The following is a 23,555-nucleotide window of genomic DNA, read 5'->3' as shown; positions in this document are numbered from 1 at the left end:
ATGTGTCTCTGCAGAATGAGGGCGGGCGATTCTGCATGAGCGACAAGGGGTGTTGAGGGAGGGACAGGAAAATCAGATTTGCCCTACTTTTTTAGGGATTTGTCCTTCAAGAATTGGGATGTTTGGCTACAGACATTCTCTGCAAAGTAGTGTGTTGCAGCTGATGACCTCTTCGCGGGCAAGCCTCGCTCCTACAGTTTTGTGGCGAATCGCCAACCCTGCAGGAGCGAGGCTTGCCCGCGAAAGGGCCATAAAAAACACCCAATCTTTTCCCGCAGACAAAAAAACGGCCCGCCTCCAAAAGGAAGCGGGCCGTTTTCATGTTCGGCGAAAGCTCAGAGCCTTAGCTCATCCCTATCACTTGTTCAGGCGGAAATCAGCCTCGGCAGCGGCGAAACGCTGAAGCATGCCTTGAGTCGGCGCGCCCAGCTTGCTGACGATGTAGATGGCCAGGCTGGCGAAGATGAAGCCCGGGATGATTTCGTACAGGCCCAGCAGTTCGAAGTGCTTCCAGACGATCACGGTGATCGCGCCGACCAGGATGCCGGCCAGTGCGCCGTTGCGGGTCATGTCTTTCCAGATCACGGAGATCAGGACCACCGGACCGAACGCAGCACCGAAACCGGCCCAGGCGTAGCTGACCAGACCCAATACGCGGTTTTCCGGGTTAGCGGCCAACGCGATGGCGATCAGGGCAACCAGCAGCACCATGGCGCGCCCGACCCAGACCAATTCAACCTGGGAAGCGGTTTTACGCAGGAAAGTTTTGTAGAAGTCTTCGGTCAGGGCGCTCGAGCACACCAGCAGTTGGCAGCTCAGGGTGCTCATGACGGCAGCCAGGATGGCCGACAGCAGGACACCGGCAACCCAAGGGTTGAAGAGGATTTTGGCCAGTTCGATGAACACGCGCTCTGGGTTTTCAGTGACCGGACCGGCCAGATCCGGGTTCGCCGAGAAGTAAGCGATACCGAAGAAACCTACAGCGACGGTGCCGCCCAGGCACAGGATCATCCAGGCCATGGAAATGCGACGTGCCTTGGTGATCGACTTGACCGAATCCGCCGCCATGAAACGCGCGAGGATGTGCGGCTGGCCGAAGTAGCCCAGGCCCCAGCCCATCAGCGAGATGATGCCGATGAAGGTGGTGTTTTTCAGCATGTCGAAGTTGCTTGGATCCTGCGCTTCGATGGCCAGGAACGTGGTGTCGACGCCGCCGGTGGCCAGCAGCACGATGATCGGGGTCAGCAACAGGGCGAAGATCATCAGCGTGGCTTGTACGGTGTCCGTCCAGCTCACGGCCAGGAAACCGCCGACGAAGGTGTAGGCAATCGTCGCCGCAGCACCGGCCCACAGCGCGGTCTCGTAGGACATGCCGAAGGTGCTTTCGAACAGACGGGCGCCGGCCACAATGCCGGAAGCGCAGTAGATGGTGAAGAACACCAGGATCACGACGGCGGAAATGATCCGCAGCAGGCCGCTTTTGTCTTCGAAACGGCTGGAGAAGTAATCCGGCAGGGTCAGTGCATCGCCGTTGTGCTCAGTCTGCACGCGCAGACGACCGGCGACAAACAGCCAGTTCAGGTAAGCACCGATGATCAGGCCGATGGCGATCCAGCTTTCGGACAGACCGGACATGTAGATGGCGCCCGGCAGGCCCATCAACAACCAGCCGCTCATGTCGGAGGCGCCAGCGGACAAAGCCGTCACGACGCTGCCCAGGCTACGACCGCCCAGAATGTAGTCAGAAAGGTTGTTGGTGGAGCGATAGGCCATGAAGCCGATCAGCACCATTGCTGCGATGTAGATCACGAACGTGATCAGAGTTGGATTGCTAACGCTCATTAAGTTTCGCCCTGGCTTTGTTTTTATGTAGCGGCGGCTGGTGAACCGCGCGCAAACGACGACGTTTGACAGACGATTTCAGGTCCCGCGCATTTATGACTGATGTTTCCCCAGGAAAGCCATCAGCCGGTACACCAGTCTTTTATGACCGGTTGCACCTTGGCCGCGAATGCTATTCAACAAAGCAAATAAGGTGCAACCCATTTTTCGAGAATAAGTTGCACCTAGTCGGATTTACCTGAAAAACCCCTTTTTTTGCTCCCTTTTAGGGCAGTCCTGACGGTTTACTAGAATGAAAAGCACCAAGTCAGCGCGGTACGTTCGTTCCAGAATTTATTTCCTGACGAGCTGCTTATTATTCCGACAAAAAAAGGGTTGCACCCGGTTGCACCTCAAAGGTTGCCCAGCTAATCTTGCGGCCAGCTGATGCCACGCGGTCGTGGCAAACATGAGGATAAAAATATGGCTACCACCACCCTTGGGGTCAAACTTGACGACCCGACCCGCGAGCGCCTCAAGGCGGCCGCGACCTCGATTGATCGCACGCCGCACTGGCTGATCAAGCAGGCAATTTTCAATTACCTGGAAAAACTCGAGGGTGGTGCAACCCTGACCGAGCTGAGCGGTTTGACCAAGGATTCCGACGAAGCCGTCGATGCGCCTCTGGATCACGCCCACCAGTGCTTCCTCGAATTTGCCGAAAGCATCCTGCCGCAATCGGTGCTGCGCGCCTCGATCACTGCCGCTTACCGTCGCCCGGAACCTGAAGTGGTGCCGATGCTGATCGAGCAGGCGCGTCTGCCGGCTGAGATGGCCGAAGCCACCAATAAGCTCGCCTCCTCGATTGCCGAGAAACTGCGCAATCAGAAAAGCGCCGGCGGCCGTGCCGGAATTGTTCAGGGTCTGTTGCAGGAATTTTCCCTGTCGTCCCAGGAAGGCGTCGCGCTGATGTGCCTCGCCGAAGCGCTGCTGCGCATCCCGGACAAAGGCACCCGTGACGCGCTGATCCGCGACAAGATCAGCACCGGCAACTGGCACCCGCACTTGGGCAACAGCCCGTCGCTGTTCGTCAACGCCGCGACCTGGGGCTTGTTGCTGACCGGCAAACTGGTCGCCACCCACAATGAAGCGGGCCTGACTTCCTCCTTGAGCCGCATCATCGGCAAGAGCGGCGAGCCGATGATCCGCAAGGGCGTCGACATGGCCATGCGCCTGATGGGCGAGCAGTTCGTGACCGGCGAAACCATCGCCGAAGCCCTGGCCAATGCGAGCAAGTTCGAAGCCAAGGGTTTCCGCTATTCCTACGACATGCTGGGTGAAGCCGCACTCACCGAGCACGATGCCCAGAAATACCTGGCCTCGTACGAACAAGCCATCCACTCGATCGGCAAAGCCTCCCACGGTCGTGGGATTTATGAAGGTCCTGGCATTTCCATCAAGCTCTCGGCTCTGCACCCGCGTTACAGCCGTGCGCAGTACGAGCGCGTGATGGACGAGTTGTACCCGCGCCTGCTGTCGCTGACCCTGCTGGCCAAGCAATACGACATCGGCCTGAACATCGACGCCGAAGAAGCCGACCGCCTCGAACTGTCGCTGGATCTGCTGGAGCGCCTGTGCTTCGAGCCACAACTGACCGGCTGGAACGGCATCGGTTTCGTGATCCAGGCTTATCAGAAGCGTTGCCCGTATGTGATCGACTACGTGATCGACCTGGCTCGTCGCAGCCGTCATCGCCTGATGATCCGCCTGGTAAAAGGCGCGTACTGGGACAGCGAAATCAAGCGCGCCCAGGTCGAGGGCCTGGAAGGCTATCCGGTCTACACCCGCAAGGTGTACACCGACGTTTCCTACATCGCTTGCGCACGCAAGCTGCTGTCGGTGCCGGAAGTCATCTACCCGCAGTTCGCCACGCACAACGCCCACACCCTGTCGGCCATTTACCACATCGCCGGTCAGAACTATTACCCGGGTCAGTACGAGTTCCAGTGCCTGCACGGCATGGGTGAACCGCTGTACGAACAGGTTGTAGGCAAAGTTTCCGAAGGCAAGTTGAATCGTCCGTGCCGCGTGTACGCCCCGGTCGGTACTCACGAAACGCTGTTGGCGTATCTGGTGCGTCGTCTGCTGGAAAACGGCGCGAACACTTCGTTCGTCAACCGCATCGCCGACCAATCCATTTCGATTCAGGAGCTGGTGGCCGATCCAGTGGCCAGCATCGAGCAGATGGCAACGCTGGAAGGCGGCTTCGGCCTGCCGCACCCGCGTATCCCGCTGCCGCGTGATCTTTATGGTGCCGAGCGCGCCAACTCCAGCGGCATCGACATGGCCAACGAACATCGTCTGGCTTCGCTGTCCTGTGCTTTGCTGGCCACCGCTCACAATCACTGGAAAGCCGCGCCGATGCTCGGTTGCGCGTCCAGCACTGAAACCCCGGCTCCGGTGCTGAACCCGTCGGATCTGCGTGACGTCGTCGGCCACGTACAGGAAGCAACCGTCGAAGACGTCGACAACGCGATCCAGTGCGCCCTGAAGGCTGCACCGATCTGGCAGGCCACTCCGCCCGCCGAACGCGCTGCGATTCTGGAACGTGCCGCCGATTTGATGGAAGGCGAGATCCAGCCGCTGATGGGCCTGCTGGCTCGCGAAGCCGGCAAGACCTTCGCCAACGCCATCGCCGAAGTGCGTGAAGCCGTGGACTTCCTGCGTTATTACGCGGTGCAGGCGCGTAACGATTTCACCAACGACGCCCACCGCCCATTGGGTCCTGTGGTCTGCATCAGCCCGTGGAACTTCCCGCTGGCAATCTTCAGTGGCCAGGTAGCTGCTGCACTGGCCGCAGGCAACCCGGTATTGGCCAAGCCTGCGGAACAAACCCCGCTGGTAGCGGCTCAAGCCGTGCGCTTGCTGCTCGAAGCCGGGATTCCGGAAGGTGTGCTGCAACTGCTGCCGGGCCGTGGCGAAACCGTCGGCGCCCGTCTGGTCGGCGACGATCGGGTCAAAGGCGTGATGTTCACCGGCTCCACCGAAGTCGCTCGTTTGCTGCAACGCAATGTCGCCGGTCGCCTGGATGCACAGGGTCGTCCGATTCCGCTGATCGCCGAAACCGGTGGTCAGAACGCGATGATCGTCGACTCTTCGGCACTGACCGAACAGGTGGTGATCGATGTGGTGTCGTCGGCTTTCGACAGCGCCGGTCAACGTTGCTCGGCCCTGCGCGTGCTGTGCCTGCAGGAAGATTCCGCTGACCGTGTGATCGAAATGCTCAAGGGCGCCATGGCTGAATGCCGTCTCGGCAACCCTGAGCGCCTGTCCGTGGACATTGGCCCGGTGATCGACGCCGAAGCCAAGGCCGGCATCGAGAAGCACATCCAGGCCATGCGCGACAAAGGTCGCAACGTGTATCAGGTGGCCATCGCCAACAGCGAAGAAGTCAAACGCGGCACCTTCGTGATGCCGACCCTGATCGAACTGGAAAGCTTCGATGAGCTGCAACGTGAGATCTTCGGTCCGGTGCTGCACGTGGTTCGCTACAAGCGCAAAGACATCGATCAACTGATCGGTCAGATCAACGCTTCCGGCTATGGCCTGACGCTGGGTGTGCACACCCGGATCGACGAGACCATCGCCAAGGTGATCGACAACGTCAACGCCGGTAACGTCTACGTAAACCGCAACATCGTGGGTGCTGTGGTTGGCGTACAGCCGTTCGGTGGCGAAGGCTTGTCGGGCACCGGCCCGAAGGCCGGTGGTCCGCTGTACCTGTACCGTTTGCTGTCGACGCGTCCTACCGATGCCATCGAACAATCCTTCGCTCGCGGCGACGCCATCGCAGCACCGGATGTCCGTTTGCGTGATGCCATGAGCAAACCACTGACCGCCCTGAAGGCGTGGGCCGACAGCAACACGTTTGCAGACCTGAGCACGCTGTGTGTGCAGTTCGCGGCGCAGTCGCAAAGCGGCATCACCCGTGTCCTCGCGGGACCGACTGGCGAGCGCAACAGCTACGCCATCCTGCCGCGTGAACACGTGCTGTGCCTGGCGGAAGTCGAAGGCGATCTGCTGACGCAGCTGGCGGCGGTATTGGCTGTCGGCGGTTCGGCGGTGTGGCCGGAAGCTGAATTGACCAAGGCGGTGTTCGCACGTCTGCCGAAGGAAGTTCAGGCGCGAATCAAGCTTGTTTCCGACTGGAGCAAGGACGAAGTGGTGTTTGATGCGGTTCTGCATCATGGCCATTCCGACCAGCTGCGTGCGGTGTGCCAGCAAGTGGCCAAGCGTGCCGGGGCGATTGTCGGGGTTCATGGTCTGTCGCAGGGCGAGACCAGCATTGCGCTGGAGCGTCTGGTGATTGAGCGGGCGTTGAGCGTCAACACCGCTGCGGCGGGTGGTAACGCCAGCTTGATGACCATCGGCTAAACCGCAACAAAACCGGGCAACCGCAATGGCTGCCCGGTATGCAAAACCCTGTAGGAGTGAGTCTGCTCGCGATAGCGCTCTGTCATCCGACCTATTTATTGGATGACACACCGCTATCGCGAGCAGGCTCACTCCTACAGTTGTTTTGGGGTGTCTGCTAAGTTGCTGCGCGGCTCCACCATCACGCTCATCAATCATCCTGTTCAGCTTTTATTCTCACGCCTAGACTCAGTCCATTCCAAAAAAAGGTAGGCCGCCATGTCCGAGACGCTGCTCAGTTCCCGCAATCTGGCTTTCGAGCTGTACGAAGTCCTCGATGCCGAGGGCCTGACCCAGCGTGAGCGTTTTGCCGAGCACAACCGCGAAACCTTCGATGCCGCCATCGGCACGGCCCGAAACATCGCCGAGAAGTTCTTCGCGCCGCACAACCGCAAGAACGACGAGAACGAGCCGCGCTACGAGAACGGTCAGGCGATTCTGATTCCGGAAGTAAAACCGGCGGTGGATGCGTTTCTCGAAGCCGGTTTCCTCAACGCGGCGCGCAGTTTCGATGCCGGCGGTATGCAACTGCCTACGCTGCTGTCCCAGGCCTGCTTCGCGCATTTCCAATCGGCCAATGCCGCGTCGACCTCGTACCCGTTCCTGACCATGGGCGCGGCGAACCTGATTGAAAGCTTCGGCACCGATGAGCAGAAGCAGCGTTTCCTGCAACCGATGATTGACGGTCGCTTCTTCGGCACCATGGCCCTGACCGAACCGCACGCCGGTTCTTCGCTGTCGGATATTCGTACACGCGCCGAGCCGTCGTCTGACGGCACCTATCGACTCAAGGGCAACAAGATTTTCATCTCCGGTGGCGATCACCCGCTCTCGGAGAACATCGTACACATGGTCCTGGCGAAACTGCCGGATGCACCGGCCGGGGTGAAAGGCATTTCGTTGTTTATCGTGCCCAAGTTCCTGGTCAACGATGACGGCAGCCTCGGCAAGCGCAACGACGTCTTGCTGGCAGGCCTGTTTCACAAGATGGGCTGGCGCGGCACCACCTCCACCGCGCTGAACTTCGGCGATAACGGTGAGTGCGTCGGCTACCTGGTGGGCAAGCCGCATCACGGTTTGAGCTACATGTTCCAGATGATGAACGAGGCGCGAATCGGTGTCGGCATGGGCGCGGTGATGCTCGGTTACGCCGGGTATCTGTATTCCCTGGAATACGCCCGCGAACGTCCGCAAGGTCGCGTGCCGGACAGCAAGGACCCGAACACCGCGCCAGTGGCGATCATTCAGCACGCCGACGTCAAGCGCATGCTGCTGACGCAGAAAGCCTATGTCGAAGGCTCGTTCGACCTTGGGTTGTATGCGGCGCGACTGTTCGATGACACCACGACGCTGGAGACCGAAGACCAGCGCAAACAGGCGCACGAACTGTTGGATTTGCTGACACCCATCGTCAAATCCTGGCCCTCGGAGTTTTGCCTGAAGGCCAACGAACTGGCGATCCAGATTCTCGGCGGCCACGGCTACACCCGCGAATACCCGGTGGAGCAGTATTACCGCGACAACCGTTTGAACCCGATCCACGAAGGCACCCACGGTATTCAGTCGCTGGATTTGCTGGGACGCAAACTGGCGCAGAACGGAGGGGCGGGGCTCAAGCAGCTGATCCGCTTGATTGCCAACACTGCCGAACGCTCGCAGGCACATGAGTCATTGACTGCGTTGCGTGAACCGCTGGAGAAGCTGGTCGCGCGCCTGCAAACGGTGACCATCGGCTTGCTGATGGATCTGGGCCAAGGCAAGGTCAACAGCAGTCTGGCGAACTCGGCGCTGTACCTGAAAGTGTTCGGGCACACGGTGATCGGCTGGCGCTGGCTGGAACAGGCGATTCGCGCCGAGGAAGGGTTGGCGAAGGGGAATGCGGCGGATGTGAGCTTCTATAAAGGCAAGCTGCAGGCGGCGCGGTATTTCCTGACCTGGGAAGTGCCGGGTTGCCACCATGAGCTGGCGATTCTTGAGGCTCGGGATGATGTTTGTCTGACGATGCAGGATGAGTGGTTCTGATCAGGATTTTTTGCTGCTGCTGAAATCCAATCGCGAGCAGGCTCGCTCCCACAGGGTCAAGTGTTCACAGATCCAATGTGGGAGCGAGCCTGCTCGCGATGACGTCAGCACAAACAACATATTTATCAGCTCAACTTGAACCCACCCATCTGCCGCGCCAGATCATCCGCCAACCGCTGCAATGTCTGACAGTCTTCGCGACAAGCCCTGACTTCCCCCGCCGTCGCCCGGGCCAAATCGGAAATGCCCTGCACGTTGCGGTTGATCTCTTCCGTCACCGCCGATTGCTCTTCCGTGGCCGTCGCCACTTGATGGTTCATGTCGCTGATGCGCTCGACCTGACCGGTAATCGCCGTCAACGACGCGCCAGTGCGCTGGCTCGATTCCACGCCGGTGCCTGTTGCTGCCTGCCCGGAGTGCATGGATGAAACGGCATTCTCCGCGCCTTGCTTGAGGCTGCCGATCATCTGCTGGATCTCATCGGTCGACGACTGCGTGCGCCGCGCCAACGTGCGCACTTCATCCGCCACGACCGCAAATCCACGGCCCATGTCTCCGGCCCGTGCGGCTTCGATGGCCGCGTTCAGTGCCAGTAAATTGGTTTGCTCGGAAATTCCGCGAATCACTGCCAGCACCTGATCGATGGATGCGACCTGATCGGCCAATTCGCCGACGGCACTGGCGGCGATGCCGATTTCGTCGGACATGCTTTCTATATGCCGGATCGACCCACCGACCACTTCCCGCGCCTGCATCGCTTCATCGCGAGCGTTCTGTGAAGCGACCGCGGCGTTACCCGCGTTCTGGGCGATTTCCTGCACGGTCAGGCCCATCTCATGAACAGCGGTGGCGACCATATCGGTCATTTCCTGCTGACGACCGGAGCGTTCGGCGGTGTTGTCCACGACCTTCGCCACTTGGCTGACCGCCGTGCGCAAACGCTCGCTGGTGGTCAGCACTTCACCGATCATCTCGCGCTGACTGTCGAGGAATCGATTAAAGCCTCGTGCCAGGTCACCCAGTTCATCGGCGCGGCTGGAATCTAACCGGTGGGTCAAATCTCCACCACCGCTACCAATGGCTACCAGCGCGGCTGTTACCTGACGGATCGGCCGCACCAGGCCCCGGGCCAGTAATACCACCAGCAACAGACACACCAGCGCCACCGCCAGACCAATGCCGCTGCTCATCCACATGGCGCGCCGGGCTTCGGCGTAGATCTGCGACTGTGGCACTTCGGCCACCAGGGTCCAGCCCAGATCCCGCAACGGCAAGCTCAACGCCAGATAATCTTCGCCATCGCGGACAAAGCTGCTGTTGGTGGCAACTTTTTGACCCATGACCGATTGTGCGGCGGGCGCGCCGATTTGCTCGGCCAGCGTGCGCTTGCCGCTGAACTGCGCTTCAGGGTGAACCTGGATCAAACCATCGGAACGCACGAGATAGACCTTGCCGCGCTCACCGAAGTTGAAGTTGTGAATCAGCTCCGACAGCTCTTTCATGCTCAACCCAAGTCCGGCAACGCCCACGACTTTACCGGCCTGCTCGACCTTGAGGTCGATGAACAGCGCCAATTCTCCGGTCGCGGTGTCATTGTCGATATTGAGGGTGCGTGGCTGGTTACTGTCGAGGAACGCGTAGAACCAGGCGTCCTTGGGGTTGGTACGGCTGAGGGTCCGGTCCAGGCCTTTTTCAGTGAAGTAATGGTTTGAAGCCGTGCCGACGATCAGCGCGGTAAAGGCTTTGTGTTCGGCACGGATGCCTTCCAGATACTGGACGAACGCGGCGGTCTGGGCACTGTTTTCACCCCCGGCCAACCAGTCGCGCACCATGCTGTTGCTGGCGATGTCCTTGGCGGCGGTGAGGGGTTGGACGAGGATTCGTTCGATGTCGTTGCGCATCGCTTCGATGCTGGACGGCAGTGCCTGTTCGACCAGATAGCTCTGGGCAAGGCGGTTGACCACGAGGGTATAAATGCCAACCACGATCAGGATGCTGACCAGCAGGGCGGTGCCCATGCTGAGGATCAACTGCCATTGAATACTGCGTCGCCAGAACTGCATGGAGCACCCCCAAAGAATAAGAGGCTGAAACACTGCAACAGCCGTGCCGATTGTATACAACTAAACCGACAATCTATTCTTTGGTTGTGCGCAAAGCCGATCAGGCCTGATTGATCGTCTTGGAGATCACTTCAACCGTGGCGCTGACTTGCTCTTGGTAACGGTCGAGTTCCTGCTTGTGCTGCTTTTGCATTTCGATCTGCTGGGAACACAGATTCATCGCAGCCAATACCAGCAGTCGGTCACCGATCAGTGTCGGGTACTTCCTTTTGGTGTCGGCCAAGGCAGCTTTCAACATCATCGCGGCGTCCAGCAGGGTTTGCTCTTCCCCGGCCGGCGCCTTGATCGAATAGTCCTCCCCTAGGATCGAGACGACTTTTACCCCTGCGGCGCCGTGATTCATGCGCTGACCGGGCCGGCGCTGACGCGCTCAACCAGGGCCTGGATGCGGGCTGCGGTGGCCCCTTGTTTCTCTTCCTGTTCCATCAGGTTCAGTTGCAGACTTTCGTTTTCATCCTTGGCCTGGGCCAGTTCTGTGCTCAGGGTCTGGTTGGTGGCGAGCAGGGTCTGGTTCTGTTGCACCAGGTCGCTGACCAGCTGTTCCAATTGACTAAGGGATGCTTCCAACATTTTGATTTTCCAAGCATTTCAAAGGGCGCGTACGATAAAGAAAAGTCACCACCGATGCCAGGGTTATTCAGGCGCAAGGCCTTGATTTTCCTGGCGGCGACCTTCCTCGCGAGCTTTAAAGACTGTGATTGGCGGATCTGGTTCCTGCACTTCGTCGCCGGAGCGGTTGTGCGACAAAAACGCGCAGGCCCTCAAGACTTTAGTCGTATGACCGATAAGTCACCCATACGTCAGCTTCAGCGCCGCACGGGTGCGCTCACTTTGGTAAACACCATGTCCCTTCGTAATATGAATATCGCACCGCGGGCGTTCCTCGGTTTCGCCCTGATTGGCGGTTTGATGCTGGTTCTGGGGGTGTTTGCCTTGAACCAGATGAGCAAGATTCGCGGCGCCGGCGAAGACATTGCCTCCATGAGCGTGCCGAGCATCAAAAGCCTGGACGAATTCACTCAACTGACCCTGCGCCTGCGGGTGCTGTCCTACCGCTTGCTGGTGAACCGCGAACCAGACGTGCAGCAGAAAACCTTCGAGCTGTTCGATCTGCGTAATCAGCAGATTCGTGACGCGCAGAAAGTCTACGAACCGCTGATCGAGGGCCCGCAAGAGCGTGCCGCCTACGATCAGTACGTGCAGTTGCTGGCGCAATACCGCCAACTTGAAGACCGCATGAAGACCCTCTCGCGCAACAATCAGGTCGATGAACTGCGCACAATGCTCAATAGCGAATTGCTCTCCAACTCCGAGGCCGTCAACGCGGCACTGGCCAAGTTGCTCGAAATCAATACGCAACAGATCGAAGTCACCGACACCCGGGCCGGCGAACAGTATTCAACGTCGCTCAACCTGGTGATCACCTTATTGGTTATTGCCAGCGGCCTTACCCTGCTGTTCGCCTGGCTCCTGACCAACAGCATCACCAAACCGATTGCCAACGCCTTGAGCGCGGCCGAAGAAATCGCCGAAGGCAACCTGACTCGCCCGATTCATGTCGATGGCGATGACGAAGCCGGCCGCTTGCTGCTGGCCATGTCGAAGATGCAGGAGAAGCTGCGTGACACCCTGCAGCGGATTTCCGGCTCGGCCACGCAACTGGCGTCCGCCGCTGAAGAGCTGAACAGCGTCACCGACGAAAGCGCCCGTGGCCTGACCCAGCAGAACAACGAAATCGAACAGGCCGCCACCGCTGTCAATGAAATGACCAGCGCCGTGGAAGAAGTCGCGCGCAACGCTGTGAGTACGTCCGAAGCCTCGAAGAACGCCACCACCTCGGCCGGTGACGGCCGTGACCTGGTGCAGGAAACCGTCAGCGCCATCGAACGCATGAGCGCCGATGTGCAGAGCACCGCGACCTTGATTGGTGATCTGGCCAACGAGTCCCGTGACATCGGCAAGGTGCTGGACGTGATCCGTGGCCTGGCTGACCAGACCAACCTGCTGGCGTTGAACGCAGCGATTGAAGCCGCGCGTGCCGGTGAAGCTGGACGTGGCTTCGCAGTGGTGGCGGATGAGGTGCGTGCACTGGCGCATCGCACTCAGCAGTCGACCAGCGAGATCGAACGCATGATCGGCAGCATTCAGAGCGGCACCGAACATGCGGTGAACTCGATGCGCAACAGCACCGAACGTGCTGAATCGACCTTGAACATCGCCCGCGGTGCAGGTCTTTCGCTGGATACGATCAACAGTGCCATTGTCGAGATCAACGAGCGCAACCTGGTAATTGCCAGCGCGGCCGAAGAACAAGCGCAGGTCGCCCGTGAAGTGGATCGCAACCTGGTGAATATCCGTGATTTGTCGGTGCAATCGGCGACCGGGGCGAATCAGACGAGTGCGGCGAGCAATGAGTTGTCGCGATTGGCGCTGGACCTGAACAACATGGTTGGGCGGTTCAGCCTGTAAGCGCCGACACTTTCTCTGTGGCGAGGGAGCTTGCTCCCGTTCGGCTGCGAAGCAGTCGCCAATCAGCCTGCGCGTTGAATCTGATTCACCGCGCCGCCTCTTCGGGGTCGCTGCGCGATCCAACGGGAGCAAGCTCCCTCGCCACAGGCGATCAAGCTCAATCCCGGTGACGTTGTCGCTGCTGCAAAAGCTTTTTGACAGCATCACATTTCAACAGGTTAGAATCGCTGGCACGCAGACTGCATGGTCAGTTTGTGCCCGCCTTTCAGCTTTCTGGAGTACTGCCTTTGAATGCGACGACCATCAACAGCCTGTTCTTGATCGGCGCGTTGCTGGTAGGTGCGAGCATTCTGGTGAGTTCACTTTCCTCGCGTCTCGGCATCCCGATTCTGGTGATCATCCTCGCCGTGGGCATGGCCGCCGGCGTCGACGGCGGTGGCATTATCTTTGATAACTACCCCACGGCTTATCTGGTCGGCAACCTCGCCCTCGCGGTGATCCTGCTCGATGGCGGTTTGCGCACCCGCGTATCCAGCTTTCGCGTGGCGTTGTGGCCGGCGTTGTCGCTGGCCACGGTCGGGGTGTTGATCACCACCGCGCTGACCGGCATGGCCGCCGCCTGGCTGTTCAACCTGAACATGATCCAGGGTTTGCTGATCGGTGCCATCGTCGGCTCGACCGACGCCGCGGCAGTGTTCTCGCTGCTGGGCGGTAAAGGCCTGAACGAACGGGTGACTGCCAGCCTCGAAATCGAATCCGGCAGCAACGACCCGATGGCGGTGTTTCTCACCGTCACCCTGATCGACATGCTCGCCAGCGGCCAGACGGGCCTGCATTGGAGCCTGCTCGGGCATTTCGTGCGTGAATTCGGCATCGGGGCCGTGATCGGCCTCGGCGGTGGCTGGGTCATGCTGCAATTGGTCAACCGGATCAACCTCGCCAACGGCCTCTACCCGATTCTGGTGATTGCCGGCGGCCTGGCCGTCTTCGCCCTGACCAACGCCTTGCACGGCAGTGGCTTCCTGGCGGTTTACCTCTGCGGCCTGGTGATCGGCAATCGTCCGGTGCGCAGCCGCCACGGCATTCTCCACATGCTCGACGGCATGGCCTGGTTGGCACAGATCGGCATGTTCCTGGTGCTGGGGCTGCTGGTGACGCCGCATGACCTGTTGCCGATCGCCCTGCCCGCGCTGGGTCTGGCGCTGTGGATGATTCTGTTTGCACGGCCGCTGTCGGTGCTGGTCGGCCTGCTGCCGTTCAAGGCGTTCCATGGCCGCGAGAAGGCGTTTATTTCCTGGGTCGGCCTACGCGGCGCGGTCCCGATCATTCTGGCGGTGTTCCCGCTGATGGCCGGCCTGCCGGATGCCCAGCTCTACTTCAACCTTGCCTTCTTTATCGTGCTGGTGTCGCTGCTGGTGCAGGGCACGAGCCTGCCGTGGGTGGCGAAACTTTTGAAAGTGACCGTTCCGCCGGAGCCGGCACCGATCTCTCGCGCAGCGCTGGAAGTGCACGTTACCAGCGAGTGGGAGTTGTTCGTTTATCGCCTCGGCGCCGAGAAATGGTGCATCGGTTCGCCCCTTCGCGAGCTGAAAATGCCCGACGGCACGCGCATCGCCGCTCTGTTTCGTGGTCAGCAACTGCTCCATCCGTCGGGTAGTACGGTGCTCGAAGTCGATGATTTGCTGTGCGTTATCGGCCATGAGCACAATCTTCCAGCCCTCGGAAAGCTCTTCAGTCAGGCACCGCAGCGCGGCCTCGATTTGCGCTTCTTCGGCGACTTCGTGCTCGAAGGAGACGCCCAGCTGGCCGCGGTTGCGGCGCTGTACGGGTTGAAAGTCGAAGGCATCGATCCAGACATGTCCCTGGGCCGATTCATTGCCCAGAAAGTCGGCGGCGCTCCCGTCGTCGGTGACCAGGTGGAGTGGAACAACACCATCTGGACCGTTGCGGTCATGGAAGGGAACAAGATCGGCAAAGTGGGCGTCAGATTCCCCGAAGGAAGTCGCCCCGGCCCGGGCTTGTTCCTCTAAACTCCAACCTTCGTCTCGTTTTCGATCGGTCTCTATGCCAATCCTGCGCACTTTTTTCATCATGGCCCTGTTGGGCTTGAGTCTTTCTGTCGGTACGTTGCAAGCGGCTGGACCGCCGACCAGCGAAGCCGTGCAGGCGAGTCTGGACAAGATCGCCGATCGCAAACTGCCGGAAGCGGATCAAAAAGCGTTGCAGGGCATCCTGCAAAACACGCTGACTCAGCTCAATAACAAACGCGATTACGATCAGAAATTGATCGATCTGAAGCAGCAACTGGCCACCGCTCCCAAGCAGAACATCGAGAACCAGCGGGAATTGGCGCGGCTGAAAGCCAGCAAGGCACAGCCAGTTGCGCAGCGCTACGCCAACCAGTCGGTCCAGCAGCTCGAGCAAGTGCTCACCGAGCGCTCGACCCAGCAAAGCGATCTGCAGAAAGCACTGGCCGACGCCAACAGTCTGGTGATTACCGCCCAGACACGACCCGAGCGCGCCCAAGCTGAAATTTCCACCAGCCAGACGCGCATCCAGCAGATCAACAACATTCTCAAGGCCGGCAAAGACAACGGCAAAGCCTTGAGCGGCGAACAGCGTGACCAGCTCAACGCCGAGCTTGCGGCACTGAATGCCTTGATCCCGCTGCGCCGCGAGGAGCTGGCCGGTAACAGCCAGTTGCAGGACCTGGGCAACAGCCAGCATGATTTGCTCACGGAAAAAACCGATCGCCTGGATCAGGAAATCCAGGAGTTGCAGACCCTGATCAATCAGAAGCGCCTGGCCCACTCCCAAGAGGCGGTGACCCAACAATCCATCGAAGCGCAGAAATCCGGCAGCAGCAGCTTGCTGGCTACCGAAAGCGCGGCGAACCTGAAACTCTCTGACTACCTGCTCAAAAACACCGACCGCCTCAACGCAATCACCCAGCAAAACCTGCAAACCAAGCAGCAACTGGACAGCGTGACCCAAAGCGATTCGGCCCTGGACGAGCAGATCAGCGTACTCAAGGGCAGCCTGCTGCTCTCCAAGATTCTCTACAAACAGAAAGCGGCCCTGCCGCGCCTCAAACTCGATCGTGACCTGGCCGATCAGATTGCTGACATTCGCCTGATTCAATTCGACGTCAACCAGGAACGGGAAGTGCTCAACAACCCAGCAACCTACGTCGACAATCTGTTGGCGACCCAACCGCCGGAGCAAGTCACCCCGCAGCTGCGCAAGAGCCTGCTGGAGCTGGCCACCACCCGCGCAGACCTGCTGGAGCGCCTCAACCGCGAACTGAGCGCGGTGCTCAACCAATCCATCACCCTGCAACTCAACCAGAAGCAACTGCTCAGTACCACGCAAAGCCTGCGGGCGACGCTCGATGAGCAGATGTTCTGGATCCCCAGCAACAAACCGCTGGATCTGGAATGGATGCACGGCGTACCAGAGCGTCTGCAACGGCAGGTCACCACGCTGCCGTGGGCTTCCAGCCTGAGCGAATTGAGCGATGGCCTGATCCAGCGGCCGTTGTTGTTCCTGCCCCTGGTGTTGCTGATCGGCGCCCTGCTGTGGCGGCGTAAAAGCCTGTACGCCCGACTGAGCAAAGTTCACCAGGACATTGGCCACTTCAAGCGTGACAGCCAATGGCACACGCCGCAGGCCATCTTGATCAATATTCTGCTGGCGATGCCGGTCTCGCTGGGCCTGGCCTTGTGCGGCCTGGCCCTGCAGATCGACGCCCGCGGGCAGAACGCCAACATGGGCGCGGCGCTGCTGCAAATGGCCCAGGCCTGGCTGGTGTTCTACACCGCTTACCGGATTCTCGCGCCAGGCGGCGTGGCTGAACTGCATTTCCGCTGGGAAAAGCCCCAGGTCGAATTCCTTCAGGGCTGGGTCCGCCGACTCGGGTTGGTGGTGATGGCATTGGTCGCCGTGGTGGCGGTTGCCGAACTGCAACCCTCGACGCTGGCGGATGACGTGCTCGGCATGCCCGTGGTGCTGACCTGCTACGCCTTGATGGCCTGGCTGCTCAGCCGCCTGCTGGTCAGCAGCCCGACGCACCAGAACGCTTCGCTGTTCCGCAAAGCAGTCGGGGTCCTGTTTACCATCCTGCCCGTGGCATTGTTCGTGGCGGTGTGCTTCGGCTACTACTACACCGCGCTGAAGCTCAGCGACCGGTTGATCAACACCCTTTACCTGCTGATGTTCTGGCTGGTGATCGAAGCCACGTTCGTTCGTGGCCTCAGCGTGGCGGCACGACGCCTGGCCTACCAACGCGCCCTGGCCAAACGCCAGGCGGCGAAAGAGGCCGGCGACGGCGAAGCGGTGATCGAAGAGCCGACGCTGGACATCGAGAAGGTCAACGAACAGTCCCTGCGCCTGATTCGACTGGCACTGCTGGGCGGATTCATCGCGGCGCTGTATTGGGTCTGGTCCGACCTGATCTCGGTGTTTTCGTACCTGGACAACGTCACCCTCTACGAATACACCAGCGGCACCGGCGCCAATATGAGCATGGTGCCGATCAGCATCGGCGACATGCTCGGCGCGGTGATTATCATCGGCATCACATTCGCTCTGGCGCGCAACTTGCCGGGGCTGCTGGAAGTGCTGGTGCTGTCGAAGTTGAACCTGGCGCAGGGCAGCGCCTATGCCACGACCACACTGCTCTCCTATGTGATCGCCGGCATCGGTTTCGTCTCGACCCTGTCCACCCTCGGCGTGAGCTGGGACAAGTTGCAATGGCTGGTGGCAGCACTGTCGGTCGGCCTTGGCTTTGGCATGCAGGAGATCTTCGCCAACTTCATCTCCGGCATCATGATTCTGTTCGAGCGCCCGGTGCGGATCGGCGACACCATCACCATCGGCAACCTGTCGGGCACGGTCAGCAAGATCCGTATCCGCGCCACAACCATCACCGACTTCGACCGCAAGGACATCATTGTCCCGAACAAGACGTTCATTACCGGGCAACTGATCAACTGGTCCCTGACCGACACCATCACCCGGGTGACCCTCAAGCTCGGCGTCGACTACGGTTCAGACCTGGACCTGGTGAAAGAACTGCTGCTCAAGGCCGCGCGCGATAACCCGCGAGTCCTGAAAGACCCGGAACCCCACGTGTACTTCCTGAACTTCGGTGAAAGCACCCTCGACCACGAGTTGCGCATGCACGTGCGCGACCTCGGTGACCGCAACCCGGTGCTGGACGAGGTCAACCGCTTCATCAATCGCGAATTCAAGAAGCAACACATCAACATCTCGTTCCGGCAGTTGGAGGTCTACCTCAAGAACCTTCACGGCCAGGAATACAAAATGGTACCGGTCGATCCCGAATCCAAAACCATCGCGCCGCTGGTGGATAGCAAGGCGCCGCAAGAGCCGCCGCCCACCAAGCTCGACTAACGGCCCTATCCCTAGCAGAATGCTCGGACATTCTGCTGGAGATGGCCGTTGAAACCTCTCGACGAACTGACCTTCGATAATCGCTTCGCCCGCTTGGGCGATACGTTTTCCGCCCATGTGCTGCCCGAGCCCATCGACAACCCGCGCCTGGTGGTGGCCAGCCCAGCAGCCATGGCGTTGCTCGACCTCGACCCGGCCGTGGCCGACACCCGGGAGTTCGCCGAGCTGTTCAGCGGCCATAAGCTCTGGGCCGATGCGGTCCCGAGGGCGATGGTTTATTCCGGGCATCAGTTCGGTTCTTACAACCCACAGCTCGGCGACGGTCGCGGTTTGTTACTGGGCGAGGTCTACAACGAGGCCGGCGAACACTGGGACCTGCACCTCAAGGGCGCCGGTCAGACACCCTTTTCGCGCATGGGCGATGGACGCGCGGTACTGCGCTCGTCGATCCGCGAGTTTCTCGCCTCCGAAGCACTGAATGCCCTGAACATCCCGACCACCCGCGCCCTGTGCGTGATCGGCTCCGACACCCCGGTATGGCGAGAAAAACAGGAACGCGCGGCCATGGTCCTGCGCCTGGCGCCGAGCCATGTGCGTTTCGGGCATTTCGAATATTTCTACTACACCAAACGCCCCGAGAAGCAGAAAGAACTCGGCGAGCACGTATTGGCCATGCATTTCCCCGAGTGCCTGGAACAACCGGAACCGTATCTGGCGATGTTCCGCGAAATCGTCGAACGCAATGCCGAGCTGATCGCCAAATGGCAGGCGTATGGCTTCTGCCACGGCGTGATGAACACCGACAACATGTCGATCCTTGGCATCACCTTCGACTTCGGACCGTTCGCCTTTCTCGACGACTTCGACGCCCATTTCATCTGCAATCACTCGGATGATCAGGGCCGGTATTCCTTCAGCAACCAGGTGCCGATCGGCCAGTGGAACCTCAGCGCCCTCGCCCAGGCCCTGACGCCATTCATCAGCGTCGACGCCCTGCGCGAAACCCTTGGCCTGTACTTGCCGCTGTACCAGGCCCACTACCTGGACCTGATGCGCCGCCGCCTCGGCCTCACCACCGCTGAAGACGATGACCAGAAACTGCTGGAACACCTGCTGCAACTGATGCAGAACAGCGGCGTCGATTACACCTTGTTCTTCCGTCGCCTGGGGGATGAATCACCGGAACTGTCCGTCGCCCGCTTGCGCGATGACTTCGTCGACATCAAAGGCTTCGATGCCTGGGCCGAACTGTATGTCGCCCGGGTTGTCCGCGAAGGCGAGATAGATCAGGAGCAGCGGCGCAAGCGGATGCACGCGGTCAATCCGCTGTACATCCTGCGCAACTATCTGGCGCAGAAAGCCATCGATGCGGCAGAGAGCGGCGACTATTCAGAGGTTCGGCGGCTGCATGAGGTGTTGAGCCATCCATTCGACGAACAAGCTGGGATGGAAAGCTACGCCGAGCGGCCGCCGGAGTGGGGGAAGCATTTGGAGATCAGTTGTTCGTCGTGATGTTGGTCAGTCCAGGGGATCAATGGCACTGACGACGCGAGCAACGATGTCTGCCATCGTAACGTCATCAAGTCGCGCAATGAACCTGGCTGAGCCGTCGCGCGCACGTTGCTCAATATCAAAACTACGTACCTGATTACAAACCGTGACACCGTTTGTTTCTCCCGAATATGTGAGCATCACCGTGCCTGCCCGGTTGTGTTGTCTTGATAAACGTAGCGTGCGACTCCAAATCAGTTTTAGACAGCCCAAACATTCAGAGCTCCGACCATGACCGACCCACTCCTCATCCCCTGCCCCCACTGCAACGGCCTCAACCGCATCCCCGCCGAACGCCTCAACGACCATCCAAAGTGCGGCCGCTGCAAGGCCCAGGTCCTGCTGAGCAAGCCGTTCGAATTGAAGCAAGGCGATTACGCCAGTCAGATCAAGGGTGATCTGCCGCTGCTGGTGGACGTGTGGGCGCAGTGGTGTGGGCCGTGCAAGTCGTTTGCGCCGGTGTTCGAGCAGGCGGCGGGGCAATTGGCGGGTAAGTGTCGGCTGGCCAAGCTGGACAGCGAGGCGAATCAGCAATTGTCGGCGCAGTTGGGGATTCGCTCGATTCCGAGTCTGATTCTGTTCAAGAACGGCCGGGAAGTGGCGCGTCAGAGCGGGGCGTTTCCGTTACCGCAGTTGATGAGCTGGTTGCGTAGCCAGGGGATCTGAACGAGATCTCGTCATCACCCCGCAACTGTAGGAGCGAGGCTTGCCCGCGAAGAGGGCATAACATTCAACACTACAGTTGACTGCCAGATCGTCTTCGCGGGCAAGCCTCGCTCCTACAGGGGACTGTCAGGCGTTTTCCAGCAGGTTGTGCAGCTCGACGAATTGCTGCGTCAACTTGTGCCGTGGGTCGAGGTGGATCAGCGGCGTATTGGCCTGGTGGGATTCGCGCATGCGCACCGAGCTGGTCAGGTACACCGGCAGCACCGGCAATCCTTCGGCGATCAGCTCGTCGAGAATTTGCTGCGGCAGGCTGGCACGAGCCTGGAACTGATTGACCACGATGCCTTCAACCTCCAGGCCTTCGTTGTGGTCGTCCTTCAACTCTTCGATTTCCGCCAGCAGACCGTACAGCGCCTGGCGCGAGAAGCTGTCGCAATCGAAGGGGATCAGCACCCGGTCAGCGGCGATCAATGCCGATACCGCATAGAAGTTCAGCGCAGGCGGGGTATCAAGGTAGATGCGGTCGTAATCTTCCCCCAGTTCCTCAAGCAATTTGCGCAGCTTGTTGATCTTGTGTTTGGCCTCAAGTTTGGGCTGCAGGTCAGCCAACTCGGCGGTCGCGGTAATGACATGGAGGTTTTCGAACGGCGTTTCGTAGATGTCGACCTTGTTTTTCTTCGAGAACGGTCCAGAGGACAGGGTCTGCTTGAAGAAGTCGGCGATGCCCATCGGGATGTCATCCCCGGTAAGGCCTGTCAGGTACTGAGTGGAGTTGGCCTGGGCATCGAGATCCACCAACAGGGTGCGATAACCCTCGCTGGCACTGACCGCCGCCAGATTGCAGGCAATGCTGGATTTGCCCACGCCACCTTTCTGATTGAACACCACGCGCCGCATGTCAAAAACCTCCGTGTATCAAAGAATGACCGAGTGTAGTAGTCCACGACACTGCTTAGCTACCTCGCCGGCATGGGGACTACACAGTCAGCGACAATCTCTTATAAAAAAAGCCGCCAACCCCGCCACTGATTACCGACAGTGCTGACAGACATGCCCACCCCGATGTGGATAATGGCCAAACGACAGCTTTTTCACGGACCAACCAGTACGTTTCACTGAGCAAAATGTAACCATCATTTGCTACACGCCCGTCGCAACGGGATAATGCGCGCCACTCGGCGCTAAGCGCCACGTATGGCCGTTCGCTTTTTTTTGCGATTCGCCGTGTCAAGAAAGCCCGCAGGGGCGGGATGAATGGCTGTGATCAATTTCAACATCGCCCAATGGCGCGCGTGGGCCCCTGGGCTCGAAAGCGTGGACGATTGGCAGGCCTGGAGCCGACAACCGGTCGTGCTTCAGAGCAGCGATGCCGCCCCCGACGTGTCTTTTCTGCCCGCCATGCAGCGCCGACGGCTCAGTCGCCTGGCGCGGATGGCGTTCAGCGTCGGCTGGCCCTTGGCCGATGGTCGCCAAGACCTACCGCTGGTCTTTATTTCCCGTCATGGCGAAACACCCCGTACCTTCGAGATCCTGAGTGATCTGGCAGCCGGGCAACCCTTGTCGCCAACTCAATTCAGCTTGTCGGTGCACAACGCGGTCATTGGCCTGTGGTCGATCATGCGCGGTGAAACCAGCGAGATGACCGCCCTTGCCGCCGCGGGTGACGGCCTTGAAAACGGCATGCTAGAGGCCGCGGCGCTACTTTCCGAAGGCGCGCCTGCCGTGCTGCTGATCGTCACTGAAGAAATACCGCCCGAAGCCTACTCGGCCTGGATCGACGACGTGCCGTTCCCCTATGCAGTTGGCCTATTGCTGACACCGGGTACCGACTGGCAGCTGTCCCTGAACAGCACTTCAGATACGTTGTCCAACGCCCACTGGCCCCATGCCCTGAATCTCTTGCGTACCCTACTCGGCCAGCAGACTACCTGCCAACATGCCTGGAAAAATCGTGTATGGACCTGGCAACGCAACCTGTAAGCGAAAAAAACCGCGACGCCTATTACTGGCGTCTGCTGGCCACTGCCGCAAGCTTCACCCTATTCGGGTTGGGCGGGCTGTGCCTGCGGCTGGTGGTGTTCCCGTTGCTGGGCTGCCTGCCCGGCGATGCGCAGACCCATCGGTTACGGGCACGGCAAACCGTCAGTCGCTGCTTTTGGTTTTTCGTCCGGTTCATGGCCCGTACCGGGGTACTGACTTACGACATCCAGGGCGCGGAAAAACTCGGTCGCCCGGGCCAGATGATCATGGCCAATCACCCGTCGCTGATCGACGTGGTATTTCTGATCGGCCTGGTGCGTCACGCCAACTGCGTGGTCAAAAACAGCCTCTGGGAGAACCCGTTCACCCGCGGCCCGCTACGCCGCACCGACTACATCAGCAACGACGGCAGCATGGACATGCTCGACGCCGCGGCTGACGCACTGAAAAGCGGTCAGACGCTGATCATCTTTCCCGAAGGCACACGCACCCAGCCGGGCGAACCGCCAGCCTTTCATCGGGGGGGCGCGGCAATCGCCCTGCGCGGTGCGAGAATCCTGACCCCGGTGATCATCAAGGTCAGCCCGACCACATTGACCAAGGCCGAACCCTGGTATCGCATCCCGAAACGTCGCGTGCACTTCAGTTTCCGTGTCGGGGCCGATATAGACCCACAAGCCTTTGCTTCATGTGGCCCTGCACCTCAGGCTTCGCGCAAGCTCAACGATTATTTGCACTCTTACTTTATTAAGGAGCTCGCCGAAGATGAGCGATCTACACCGTGAAATCAAAGAACTGATCATCGACGCCCTGGGCCTTGAAGACATCAGCGCACAAGACATCGGCGATGACCAGACGCTGTTCGGCGAAGGCCTGGGCCTGGATTCGGTAGACGCACTGGAACTCGGCCTGGCCATCCAGAAAAAGTACGGCATCAAAATCGACGCCGACGCCAAGGACACCCGCAATCACTTCAGCAACGTGGCGAGCCTTGCGGCGTTCGTCACCGCAAAACAGGCAGCTTGAGACCGGACC

The 23,555-nt window shown here is 59.8% G+C and carries 15 protein-coding genes and 2 pseudogenes; 11 read left to right on the top strand and 6 right to left on the bottom strand.

Translation table 11 applies throughout. From position 1 onward, the window contains the following. Positions 1 to 357: 357 nt before the first annotated feature. On the bottom strand, positions 358 to 1,842 hold the full coding sequence (gene putP, locus RHP74_RS02600) for a sodium/proline symporter PutP (protein WP_311097653.1): 1,485 nt from the start codon (positions 1,840 to 1,842) through the stop codon (positions 358 to 360). 462 nt (positions 1,843 to 2,304) lie between these two features. Between putP and putA the strand changes: the two genes are divergently transcribed. Then, on the top strand, positions 2,305 to 6,255 hold the full coding sequence (gene putA, locus RHP74_RS02595; RefSeq protein WP_311097651.1) for a trifunctional transcriptional regulator/proline dehydrogenase/L-glutamate gamma-semialdehyde dehydrogenase: 3,951 nt from the start codon (positions 2,305 to 2,307) through the stop codon (positions 6,253 to 6,255). 258 nt (positions 6,256 to 6,513) lie between these two features. Continuing rightward, entirely contained in the window at positions 6,514 to 8,316 is a 1,803-nt protein-coding gene (locus tag RHP74_RS02590; protein WP_311097649.1) for an acyl-CoA dehydrogenase, read from the top strand. Between the two features lie 125 nt (positions 8,317 to 8,441). On the opposite strand, the gene RHP74_RS31330 is transcribed toward RHP74_RS02590, so the two are convergent. From RHP74_RS31330 to RHP74_RS02575, 4 genes and pseudogenes are all read right to left on the bottom strand, one after another. Beyond that, complete coding sequence (locus RHP74_RS31330) at positions 8,442 to 9,149, bottom strand: methyl-accepting chemotaxis protein (protein ID WP_409201929.1); 708 nt, start codon at positions 9,147 to 9,149, stop codon at positions 8,442 to 8,444. 204 nt (positions 9,150 to 9,353) lie between these two features. Continuing rightward, positions 9,354 to 10,217, bottom strand: a pseudogene (locus tag RHP74_RS31325) (cache domain-containing protein); the annotation flags it as partial. Between the two features lie 262 nt (positions 10,218 to 10,479). After that, positions 10,480 to 10,782 (bottom strand): cell division protein ZapA, encoded by a 303-nt coding sequence (locus RHP74_RS02580; protein WP_010464343.1) that lies wholly within the window; start codon positions 10,780 to 10,782, stop codon positions 10,480 to 10,482. Further along, complete coding sequence (locus RHP74_RS02575; protein WP_010464345.1) at positions 10,779 to 11,009, bottom strand: hypothetical protein; 231 nt, start codon at positions 11,007 to 11,009, stop codon at positions 10,779 to 10,781. Before RHP74_RS02575 ends, RHP74_RS02580 begins: the two co-directional genes overlap by 4 nt. A 54-nt stretch (positions 11,010 to 11,063) precedes the next feature. Between RHP74_RS02575 and RHP74_RS31320 the strand changes: the two are divergent. The 6 genes and pseudogenes from RHP74_RS31320 to trxC form a co-directional block, all read left to right on the top strand. Further along, positions 11,064 to 12,005, top strand: a pseudogene (locus RHP74_RS31320) (MCP four helix bundle domain-containing protein); the annotation flags it as partial. Positions 12,006 to 12,035: 30 nt separating this feature from the next. Further along, positions 12,036 to 12,908, top strand: coding sequence for a methyl-accepting chemotaxis protein (locus RHP74_RS31315; protein WP_370654431.1), 873 nt, complete (start codon positions 12,036 to 12,038; stop codon positions 12,906 to 12,908). A 287-nt stretch (positions 12,909 to 13,195) separates the two neighbouring features. Continuing rightward, on the top strand, positions 13,196 to 14,938 hold the full coding sequence (locus tag RHP74_RS02565) for a potassium/proton antiporter (RefSeq protein ID WP_010464348.1): 1,743 nt from the start codon (positions 13,196 to 13,198) through the stop codon (positions 14,936 to 14,938). Positions 14,939 to 14,972: 34 nt separating this feature from the next. After that, positions 14,973 to 18,323 carry a mechanosensitive channel MscK gene (gene mscK / locus RHP74_RS02560; protein WP_311097645.1) on the top strand — a complete coding sequence of 1,117 codons (3,351 nt, stop codon included), beginning with the start codon at positions 14,973 to 14,975 and terminating at the stop codon, positions 18,321 to 18,323. A 48-nt stretch (positions 18,324 to 18,371) separates the two neighbouring features. Further along, a complete protein-coding gene (gene selO, locus RHP74_RS02555) occupies positions 18,372 to 19,835 on the top strand; it encodes a protein adenylyltransferase SelO (RefSeq protein WP_311097643.1) in 1,464 nt (487 codons plus the stop codon). 270 nt (positions 19,836 to 20,105) lie between these two features. Beyond that, on the top strand, positions 20,106 to 20,540 hold the full coding sequence (gene trxC, locus RHP74_RS02550; RefSeq protein WP_010464355.1) for a thioredoxin TrxC: 435 nt from the start codon (positions 20,106 to 20,108) through the stop codon (positions 20,538 to 20,540). A 126-nt stretch (positions 20,541 to 20,666) separates the two neighbouring features. On the opposite strand, the gene RHP74_RS02545 is transcribed toward trxC, so the two are convergent. After that, positions 20,667 to 21,437 (bottom strand): ParA family protein, encoded by a 771-nt coding sequence (locus RHP74_RS02545; RefSeq protein ID WP_010464357.1) that lies wholly within the window; start codon positions 21,435 to 21,437, stop codon positions 20,667 to 20,669. Between the two features lie 357 nt (positions 21,438 to 21,794). Between RHP74_RS02545 and RHP74_RS02540 the strand changes: the two genes are divergently transcribed. The 3 genes from RHP74_RS02540 to RHP74_RS02530 are packed head-to-tail and all read left to right on the top strand — an operon-like array spanning position 21,795 to position 23,546. Beyond that, positions 21,795 to 22,520, top strand: coding sequence for a beta-ketoacyl synthase chain length factor (locus tag RHP74_RS02540; protein WP_077747631.1), 726 nt, complete (start codon positions 21,795 to 21,797; stop codon positions 22,518 to 22,520). Beyond that, the gene (locus RHP74_RS02535) at positions 22,496 to 23,305 is read left to right on the top strand and encodes a 1-acyl-sn-glycerol-3-phosphate acyltransferase (protein ID WP_010464361.1); all 810 of its coding nucleotides are present in this window, start codon (positions 22,496 to 22,498) and stop codon (positions 23,303 to 23,305) included. Before RHP74_RS02540 ends, RHP74_RS02535 begins: the two co-directional genes overlap by 25 nt. Then, positions 23,286 to 23,546: a phosphopantetheine-binding protein gene (locus RHP74_RS02530; protein ID WP_008149626.1), complete on the top strand. Its 261-nt coding sequence runs from the start codon at positions 23,286 to 23,288 to the stop codon at positions 23,544 to 23,546. The genes RHP74_RS02535 and RHP74_RS02530 overlap by 20 nt, the downstream gene beginning before the upstream one ends. Positions 23,547 to 23,555: the final 9 nt, after the last annotated feature.

It is taken from the genome of Pseudomonas sp. SG20052 (assembly GCF_031766055.1).
GTDB lineage: Bacteria > Pseudomonadota > Gammaproteobacteria > Pseudomonadales > Pseudomonadaceae > Aquipseudomonas > Aquipseudomonas mandelii.
This window is presented reverse-complemented; position numbering and strand designations above follow the sequence as displayed.

Excerpts from the sequence above, each read along its gene's own strand:
- putP (WP_311097653.1), bottom strand. The coding sequence starts at position 1,842 with ATGAGCGTTAGCAATCCAACTCTGATCACGTTCGTGATCTACATCGCA.
- putA (WP_311097651.1), top strand. The coding sequence starts at position 2,305 with ATGGCTACCACCACCCTTGGGGTCAAACTTGACGACCCGACCCGCGAG.
- RHP74_RS02590 (WP_311097649.1), top strand. The coding sequence starts at position 6,514 with ATGTCCGAGACGCTGCTCAGTTCCCGCAATCTGGCTTTCGAGCTGTAC.
- RHP74_RS31330 (WP_409201929.1), bottom strand. The coding sequence starts at position 9,149 with ATGGGCCTGACCGTGCAGGAAATCGCCCAGAACGCGGGTAACGCCGCG.
- RHP74_RS02580 (WP_010464343.1), bottom strand. The coding sequence starts at position 10,782 with ATGAATCACGGCGCCGCAGGGGTAAAAGTCGTCTCGATCCTAGGGGAG.
- RHP74_RS02575 (WP_010464345.1), bottom strand. The coding sequence starts at position 11,009 with ATGTTGGAAGCATCCCTTAGTCAATTGGAACAGCTGGTCAGCGACCTG.
- RHP74_RS31315 (WP_370654431.1), top strand. The coding sequence starts at position 12,036 with ATGTCGAAGATGCAGGAGAAGCTGCGTGACACCCTGCAGCGGATTTCC.
- mscK (WP_311097645.1), top strand. The coding sequence starts at position 14,973 with ATGCCAATCCTGCGCACTTTTTTCATCATGGCCCTGTTGGGCTTGAGT.
- trxC (WP_010464355.1), top strand. The coding sequence starts at position 20,106 with ATGACCGACCCACTCCTCATCCCCTGCCCCCACTGCAACGGCCTCAAC.
- RHP74_RS02545 (WP_010464357.1), bottom strand. The coding sequence starts at position 21,437 with ATGCGGCGCGTGGTGTTCAATCAGAAAGGTGGCGTGGGCAAATCCAGC.
- RHP74_RS02540 (WP_077747631.1), top strand. The coding sequence starts at position 21,795 with ATGGCTGTGATCAATTTCAACATCGCCCAATGGCGCGCGTGGGCCCCT.
- RHP74_RS02535 (WP_010464361.1), top strand. The coding sequence starts at position 22,496 with ATGGACCTGGCAACGCAACCTGTAAGCGAAAAAAACCGCGACGCCTAT.
- RHP74_RS02530 (WP_008149626.1), top strand. The coding sequence starts at position 23,286 with ATGAGCGATCTACACCGTGAAATCAAAGAACTGATCATCGACGCCCTG.